This is a genomic window from Carnobacterium sp. (assembly GCF_049673005.1).
Classification (GTDB): Bacteria; Bacillota; Bacilli; order Lactobacillales; family Carnobacteriaceae; genus Carnobacterium_A.
Map to the genome: position 1 here is coordinate 1 of NZ_JBATXB010000099.1, position 8,385 is coordinate 8,385.

The 8,385-nt window shown below is 33.8% G+C and carries 10 protein-coding genes and 1 pseudogene; 2 read left to right on the top strand and 9 right to left on the bottom strand.

What is annotated here, in order from left to right; translation table 11 throughout:
* Nucleotides 1-330 (bottom strand): annotated as a pseudogene (locus WBF61_RS07270) (tRNA pseudouridine(38-40) synthase TruA); the annotation flags it as partial.
* A 43-nt stretch (nucleotides 331-373) separates the two neighbouring features.
* A complete protein-coding gene (locus tag WBF61_RS07275; protein ID WP_424255236.1) occupies nucleotides 374-883 on the bottom strand; it encodes an SOUL family heme-binding protein in 510 nt (169 codons plus the stop codon).
* Between the two features lie 185 nt (nucleotides 884-1,068).
* On the opposite strand from WBF61_RS07275, the gene WBF61_RS07280 reads away from it, so the two are divergent.
* Nucleotides 1,069-1,887 (top strand): ZIP family metal transporter, encoded by an 819-nt coding sequence (locus tag WBF61_RS07280; RefSeq protein WP_424255253.1) that lies wholly within the window; start codon nucleotides 1,069-1,071, stop codon nucleotides 1,885-1,887.
* A gap of 195 nt (nucleotides 1,888-2,082) precedes the next feature.
* Here the strand turns inward: WBF61_RS07280 and WBF61_RS07285 are convergent, their stop codons facing one another.
* From WBF61_RS07285 to pyrB, 7 genes are all read right to left on the bottom strand, one after another.
* Nucleotides 2,083-2,370 (bottom strand): putative quinol monooxygenase, encoded by a 288-nt coding sequence (locus WBF61_RS07285; RefSeq protein ID WP_424255238.1) that lies wholly within the window; start codon nucleotides 2,368-2,370, stop codon nucleotides 2,083-2,085.
* 16 nt (nucleotides 2,371-2,386) lie between these two features.
* A complete protein-coding gene (locus tag WBF61_RS07290) occupies nucleotides 2,387-3,025 on the bottom strand; it encodes a nitroreductase family protein (protein WP_424255240.1) in 639 nt (212 codons plus the stop codon).
* 19 nt (nucleotides 3,026-3,044) lie between these two features.
* Nucleotides 3,045-3,452 (bottom strand): MarR family winged helix-turn-helix transcriptional regulator, encoded by a 408-nt coding sequence (locus WBF61_RS07295; protein ID WP_424255241.1) that lies wholly within the window; start codon nucleotides 3,450-3,452, stop codon nucleotides 3,045-3,047.
* A gap of 308 nt (nucleotides 3,453-3,760) precedes the next feature.
* On the bottom strand, nucleotides 3,761-4,684 hold the full coding sequence (locus WBF61_RS07300; RefSeq protein WP_424255243.1) for a dihydroorotate dehydrogenase: 924 nt from the start codon (nucleotides 4,682-4,684) through the stop codon (nucleotides 3,761-3,763).
* Nucleotides 4,684-5,418, bottom strand: a complete 735-nt coding sequence (locus WBF61_RS07305; protein WP_424255245.1) for a dihydroorotate dehydrogenase electron transfer subunit — start codon at nucleotides 5,416-5,418, stop codon at nucleotides 4,684-4,686. The genes WBF61_RS07300 and WBF61_RS07305 overlap by 1 nt, the downstream gene beginning before the upstream one ends.
* Nucleotides 5,419-5,457: 39 nt before the next feature.
* Complete coding sequence (locus WBF61_RS07310) at nucleotides 5,458-5,886, bottom strand: aspartate carbamoyltransferase regulatory subunit (protein WP_424255247.1); 429 nt, start codon at nucleotides 5,884-5,886, stop codon at nucleotides 5,458-5,460.
* A complete protein-coding gene (pyrB, locus tag WBF61_RS07315; RefSeq protein WP_424255249.1) occupies nucleotides 5,886-6,800 on the bottom strand; it encodes an aspartate carbamoyltransferase in 915 nt (304 codons plus the stop codon). Before pyrB ends, WBF61_RS07310 begins: the two co-directional genes overlap by 1 nt.
* 441 nt (nucleotides 6,801-7,241) lie before the next feature.
* Between pyrB and WBF61_RS07320 the strand changes: the two genes are divergently transcribed.
* Nucleotides 7,242-8,385 (top strand): FAD-dependent oxidoreductase (locus WBF61_RS07320; protein ID WP_424255251.1); only part of this gene is annotated, 1,144 nt, incomplete at its 3' end.

Sequence of the window (8,385 nt, forward strand, 5' to 3'; positions counted from 1 at the left end):
TTTTTTACCGGTAGCATTGTATCGAGCATGGAATCGTTCGGGAACTTCTTCTAGTTTTTTAACAACAATATCACGAGGGATATAAGTATTAAGATAATCTCGCATTGCGACAAAATCCATATCAGATATTGTTTTGAAATTAGCTATCTGTCCTTTGGCGTGTGTTCCAGCATCTGTCCGTCCTGCACCTACTATTTCAATTTTAGTTTTTGTCATCTCTGACAATATATTCTCGATTTTACCTTGAATGGTTTTATCTGAATCGCCGAGTCGTTGCCAGCCTTGGTATCTGCCACCATCATATTCAACTGTCATTTTAATATTTTTCATTATATCCCTCTTAATCTTCTTAGTGTATTTGTATTCCTAATAGTTAACTAATGTTCACTCTAACCCAGATTTCATTTCTTCTAAACATAGGCGGTACGAGAGGTGCATTATAAGAAGCCATCATATAATTGGATTGTTTCTGATACCCTTTTTTTTCCACCCATTGTTCAAGTTTTTCCTGCATTTTCAACTCTTTTGATTCATTAGAAAATCCCGAGTATTGGATTGACGCGAATAAACCCTCGTCGAATTTTTTTACTTTAAGGTTAGGATTGTTCGGTTCGGGTATTTGATTACGATACTTTTCAGGAACAACAAATGCCATTGTCTTTTTTTTATTCGCTACTTCTTGAATAACTGGAACGGTCATTGAGATTTTCTCATCTTCTTTATTGTCGCTAGATATATAATTAAACAAAGAACCAAAACCATTTCTAATTTCTGGATCCTGTATATTTTCATACTCTACAATGAAAAAATCGACGTATTTTCTAATCTCGTATTCGTCTTCCTTCATCACAACATCATAATCTGGTGTTTCATACTTACTCATGAAAATCACTCCATTTCTAATAAATTAATGATTTCACTACAATTATACCATTTTTGATTTGATAGGTTTAAAAATCACACTTCAATTGGCTTAAATAGAATCAAAATGATTGCTTAATACACTATATGGGTTGATTTGCGTAGTAAAAAGGCTTATTATTTTACTAAAAGGAGAGGATACACATTATTGATTCGTTTACTTCATTAAATCCAATTTTACAGGCTTTAATAGCTGGACTATTCACTTGGGGCTGTACAATTATCGGTTCTTCATTTGTTTTTCTTTTTAAAACGGTTAATCGTAAGTTTTTAGATATTATGAATGGTTTTGCAGCAGGAGTTATGATTGCCGCGTCTTTTTGGTCCTTATTAGCTCCATCTATTTCTTTTGCAGAACAGAATAATTATGGTTCTTGGTCTTGGTTTCCTGCAGCGATAGGATTTTTAGCAGGAGGATTATTTTTAAGATTAATTGATGTCATTATTCCTCACTTACATTTAAATGAGCCAATAGAAAATCGTGAAGGACCTGATACTAAAGCATCGAAGAATTTACTGTTATTTTTAGCTATTACAATCCATAATATACCTGAAGGATTATCAGTTGGAGTTGCCTTTGGTGCCGCTGCAATTGGTGCAGCAAATGGAGATGCCTTCATGAGTGCTGTTGGGCTTGCTTTGGGAATTGGAATTCAAAATATTCCTGAGGGCTCAGCTTTATCTATGCCTATTCGAGCAGCTGGAAGCAGTCGCTGGAGAGCGTTTAATATCGGTCAACTTTCTGCAATTGTAGAGCCTGTAGCGGCAGTAGTTGGAGCGATAACAGTTATTTCAATCACTGCTCTTTTACCATACGCATTATCTTTTGCGGCAGGTGCTATGATATTTGTTACAGTAGAAGAACTTATTCCTGAATCTCAAACAAACGGCTATAAAGACAGTGCAACTCTAGCTTTAATGGTTGGCTTTGTCATTATGATGACGTTGGACGTAGCTTTAGGTTAAAGATAGAGACCATTTAGCGATAATGACTACTCAGTTCGTAAGTAAACTCTTGGAAATTTTTTAAAACTTCAAGGGTGGATTACATAAGTAAGAAATAGAAAAAGGGCAGTAGTGACAAAATGTTGCTTTAGAATAAACTAAAAAAAGTTCTTAGAATAGGTGCTATTCTAAGAACTTTTTTTAGTCTGTACTAGTTTATTCTTCTAGAGTAGAAATTTTAATAATAGGTTGTTTTGAACTATAATGCGCTATATTTTTAAACAAGTTAAGCAATAAAGGATTTTTATTGTGCTCATTAATAGCTTCTTGATTTGCCCAACTTTCTACCATCACAAACTTATTCGCTTCTTCAATAGATTCGTAAAGGTGGTAGTCAATACAGCCAGCTTCTAGTTTAGCTGATTCAATTAGAGCTTTTATATCAGTTAAAAAATCCGCTCTTTTATTTTCCAGAATATAAAAAGTAGCATTAATTATTTTCATGTATGAAACTCTCCTTTTATTTAAATGTTGTCAATGCTGATGCGTTCAAACGTACGGATTGATAACCAGCATCAATCGATTCACCAATAGATAAAATAAGTACAGGTACATAACGGTCTTTATCTAGGTCAAATGCTTCAGCTAATAAATCAGATTCAAATCCACCAATGGCATTCGTATCGTATCCATGACTACGTGCAACAAGCATTAGTTGCATGGCAGCTAAACTAGCATCGATTTTTACAACATCGTTCATTTCCTGTTTTGAAAAGTTTTTGTAATAGGGAATAATGGCTTCTAACTGTTGATCTCTCACTTCAGAAGACATTTTATTTTCTTGAACAGCTTGGTCATAAATTTCTTCTCCGTATTCATAACATTCCATATCACCAAAAATTAAAATCATTGCAGATGAAGTGTCGTTTTGAGGAGTATTGAAACGGATTAAAGGTTTTAACTTTTGTTTTTCTTCTTCGCTTTCAACCACGACAAAACGCCAAGGCTGCATATTAACAGATGAAGGAGCTGTTGTTGCTTCTTGAATCATTTCTAGCATTTCTTCTTGAGGAATTTTTATTTCTTTATTGTATAGACGAATAGATTTTCTTTCAAATAGAATATTAGAAAAATCATTATTTTTTACAGTGTTTTTCATAGTGTGTACCTCTTTCTTCTTAGTTAATTAGTTTATTTAATAAATTAGCTAGCAGTTCTGCTTCATCACTGTTAAGTGAAATGTTTAATGGTTCTTTTTGAGAATTATGTTTTTTCTCACAGTGGTCTAAATCAGATAAAGCTTCTTCAGTTATTTGAACAAAAATTTCTCTATTGTTGCGAGCGTTTCGTTCTCTTTTTACATAATTTTTCTCTTCTAATATTTTTAGGTGCCTAGTAACGGCAGCTCGATCTATTCTTAACTCTGATTGAATTTCTGATTGTAAGCATGTCTTTTTTTCTTTAATAAACATCATCATTTCATACCTAGTCAGACTAAAACCCGTTTCTTTTTCAAAAAAAGAAGTCGTTTCTTGATTTGAAATTTTTATGCTATAGAATAGCTTACTAATCTCTCTTAAATCCATACTAATGCTCCTTTCAAAAAATAAACCCGTGATTGATTAATCAATTGTTGACTAGTCAATTGTTCGCTAAATAAATATAATACATATTATAAGAAATGTAAAGGATTTAAATTAATTGAACCTTTTAGGAATGATTTTTCAAAATCCTAATACTATAAAAAGAGAGAACGTGTAAAGTTAAAAAAGTTATTTCCAAGATTCTCTTACTTTCTATGCAAAGAAAGTAAGAAGAGCCAGAAAACAACTTTTTTAGTGAATCTAAAATAATAGAAGTTAATAATGAATAGAAAAATGGAAAGAATTCTACATTAGTTGAAGAAACATTCTTTTCCAGCAATACCCTTAATCTCGCTTAACTGTTTAATTCCTTGCTCATCCATAAATGCTTCTATTCCATTTACAACATCGAGACTGATCATTGGGTTTATAAAATTACCACTTCCAATTTGGATAAGATCGCTTCCAGCCATGATAAACTCTATGGCATCACGGTAGTCCATTATACCGCCCATCCCGATAATTGGAACAGTTACGGCTTTTGAGACCTCATGGACCATTCTAAGGGCGATGGGTTTTATACATGGACCGGATAAACCAGCGATAGTATTATTAAACACAGGCTTTCTTTTTAAAATATCAATGGCCATTCCGCTAAACGTATTTACCAAAGAAAGGGCATCGGCTCCTGAATGAACGCAAGACTCGGCCATCTGAACAATATTTTCCGCGTTAGGAGATAATTTTACGATTAACGGTTTTTTACAGACAGCTTTTACTTCTTTAACGATTTTTTCTGCATCTACGGACTTTATACCAAAAGCCATTCCACCAGACGAGACATTTGGACAAGAAATATTCAGTTCAATCATATCGATAGCTGTATCATTTAATTTTTCGACTGCTTTAAGATAATCATCTAGACAACCACCGCCTACATTTGCAAGAATGACTGTTTCTAACTGTTTCATAAAAGGAAGTTCGTCCTGAATAAAAGCATCTACCCCTGGATTTTGTAAACCAATTGAATTTAACAAACCAGAAGCCGTTTCGTGGAGTCTAATACCTTTGTTGCCATCTTTTTTATTTAATGTAAGACCTTTTGTACTGATTCCACCAAGAAGAGACGGATCAAAATATTCAGCATATTCTCTGCCAAAGCCAAAAGTTCCTGAAGCGGTTATAACTGGATTTTTAAATAAAACATCTAGAATAGTGACTTCTAAGTTAGGCATTAAAACAAGACCTCTTTTCCTTCAAAAACGGGACCTTCTTTGCATACCCTCTTTAAACCACTAGAGGTTTCTACTGTGCACCCAAGGCATGCTCCTATTCCACAAGCCATCCGACTTTCCATTGATACTTGAACAGGTACGATACCTTCGCAAAGACTAAGAACCTTTTTCATCATAGGAACCGGTCCACAAGTAAAAACAAGGTCATATTTATATGGGTCAAACTGATCTGTACAAAAACCCTTGTGACCAAAACGGCCATCTTCAGTTGAGAGAAATACGTTGCTTGCTTGTTCTTCAATTTTCTCTGTCCAGTAGACATCACTTCTAAAGCCGGCATAAAAATCGATTTCCCCATTTAACTCTTCTAGTAGATACAACATAGGAGCAATGCCAATTCCACCGGATATCAAAGCGATTCGTTTGTTATTTTCTAGAGTAAAACCATTTCCAAGCGGTCCTAATACTTCTAAAGTATCTTCTTGTTTAAGCTTAGAGATGAGATGTGTTCCTTTCCCTTTTATTTCGTATAGAAAAGTTAAAAGATTATCCTCGACACCCGCAACGCTAAGTGGTCTTGGTAAAAAAGGGTCAGTTGCTTCCCAACCTCGAATCATATAGAACTGTCCAGGTTTTATCGCGTCTGTGTTTGCTATCTCTAGTTTTATTTCAAAGATAGTAGTAGAAATTTCAGTATGTGATACGATTTTAAGAGATTCAAAGCCTGTCTTCATTTATCTATACCTCCTTTATAAAAACTACTAGTGTTGCGTTTAAGCTTCCCAATTGTAGATAGTGTCACAATAATCGCATTTATAACTAAGTTCTTCTTTATCTAAGAGACTAAAAGTTTGAATGGCATTTTTCTCTGAAGATGTAACGCACCGAGGATTTTTACACTGGATAACTCCTTCAACTTTCTCTGGAGGAGAAAGCTGTATTTTTTCTACTATTTTTTCATTTCTTATGATATTGATCGTTACATTTGGATCTATAATACCGATGATTCTTAAGTCCAAATCAGTATGTTTTTCAATCTTTATAACGTCTTTTTTTCCTTTCTTTTTACTTGGTGCATTGATAATAAGAGCTACAGTGTAATCAGATTTTTCTAGCTTTAAGTATTGGAAAATTCTGAAACCATGGCCTGGACTGATATGATCAATAACGATTCCTTTGGCTATACTGTCAATATAAAGCATTAAATCGCCCCCAACATTTTTATAATAAGTGCCATTCGTACGTACATTCCATACTTCGCTTGTTTAAAATAAACGGCTCTAGGATCAGAGTCAACTTCTGGACTAATTTCATTTACTCTAGGAAGAGGATGGAGAATAGCTAAATCTTCTTTAGCAGAAAGTAATTTCTTATTATCTAATATATACGTATCTTTTAATCTAACATAGTCAGCCTCATTGAAGAATCGTTCTTTTTGTACTCTTGTCATATAAAGTACGTCAATATCATTCATAACTTCTTCTAGGGTTTCAACTTCTACAAATGGAATGTTTTCTTTTATTAAAATTTCTTTTTTAATGTATTCTGGTATTTTTAGTTCAGGAGGGGAGATGAGAATGAGTTTAACTCCTTTGTATTTTGAAAGAGATTTTATCAGCGAATGAACAGTTCGACCAAATTTTAAGTCTCCGCATAATCCAATTGTTTGGTTTTCTATTTGTCCTTTTATTTCTTGAATGGTTAATAAATCTGTGAGGGTTTGAGTGGGATGTTGGTGTCCTCCATCTCCGGCATTTATAATAGGGACATCAGATGTTAAAGAAGCATATCTTGGAGCGCCTTCTTTAGGGTGTCTCATAACGATTAAATCAACATAAGAACCCACTGTGCGGATGGTGTCAGGAAGACTTTCTCCCTTTGAAACGGAGCTAGAGCTTACTTCAGAAAAACCAATGATTTTTCCACCAAGTCGTAACATAGCCGCTTCAAAACTAAATCTTGTTCGGGTACTTGGTTCAAAAAAAAGTGTGCTCATAAGTTTTTTTTCACATACAAAACGATAACGATCCTCATTTTTGATAATATCTTTTGCTAACGTAAATAATTCTTCTAATTCTTCAATAGATAGATCCATTGAGTCTATTAAATGTTTCATTTTCTTCCTCCTTTTTTTGTCTCACTGAACATAGTTAAAAGGTAGCTCATTGCATAAAAAAATACACCTTTCCCTAAAGGAAGGCGTAAAAATACTCACATTTGCGCGTCCTTTTTAAACTCTCGGTTTAAGTTAAAGGTTATTGCTATAAAACTATCATATTAACTAGGACCCGTCAACGCTATTTACTATTTATTTTTAAAATTAGGATAGAGGAATGAGTCTATGCTTTTAAAAACTAGAACAAGTAAACCTAAAATCAATTCGTTTTTAGTGTTTTTTTTCTGGAAATCGTTTACAATAACGTAGTGTAGGTTAAACGTGAAGCTTTTTCTAAAAGGTCGGATTCATCACCTGTTTAAAAAGGTAATGAAGGCTTAAAAACTCAATTAAAAATAGACTAGTCTACCTTATTTAGGGAGATTTCAAAGGAGGATTGGCATGCATATTGTTATTGTAGGAGGTTCATTTGCAGGGGTAACTGCGGCCTTAACAGCACGTAAAAAATTCGAAAAAGCAACGATTACACTACTTGAAAAAGAAGGGAATATTGGTTTTGTCCCAGGGGCTTTACACGGTATCTTAAATGGTACAATCAAAAATTTAAAAGAAGCTTATTTTATAACGGTAGAAGAAGTAGAAAAACGAAATATTCAAGTTCAATTAGATTCGACTGTTGAAAATATGGATACGAGTAACCAACAATTAACTTATAGAAAGCTGGATAAATTAGCGGTTATCTCTTATGATAAGTTGATTTTAGCAACAGGGTCAGTCCAGAATTCTTATCGAATTGAAGGAATTGAGTCAGACAGAATACTAAAATATAAAACAATGGAAAAAACGAAAGCTGCCTTAGAATTAGTAAAGACGAATCAGGATTTTACGATAGTTGGTGGCGGCCAAATAGGTATTGAGATGGCAGATTGTTTAATCAATCAAAAGAAACACGTTCAACTAATCGAAAGTATGAATGGGATTTTAGTGAAATATTTTGATCCAGAAATGATAGAACCTCTTTTAAAAGAAATGGAAAATCAAGGTGTGATTTTGCATTTTAATGAAACGGTAAAAGCAATTCAAGAAGTTGAAGAACGCTTGATTCTCAAAACTCAAAATTCTAAGGTAGAAAGTGATTGTGCTGTTTTTGCGTTAAGCGTGAAGCCGAGTATCCCATACCTTGATACTAAAGTGCGCTGTCATGAAGATGGGGCTATTTTTGTGGATGAGTATTTAAAAACGTCAGTAGATAATGTGTTTGCAATTGGTGATTCTATTCAGATGCCATCTAGTTTATCTAAGGATACTTTTTATATTTCATTGACAAACAATGCTGTTCGAACAGGGGTTGTTGTTGTAGATAATTTAATAAAACCTCAGACTAAATTTATTGGGACTGCTCGTACGATTGGAACCAAGGTTTTTGGATATTATATTGCTAGCGTGGGAATGACAGAAACAGAAAGTATCTTTTTTGATGAAGAAATAGCGGTTAATCATGTTACTCAACCAGCCTCTTTATTTAATAAGCAAGACTCCATTCATGGCAAATTAGTTTATAATGCTGTCTCAGGAAAAATATTAG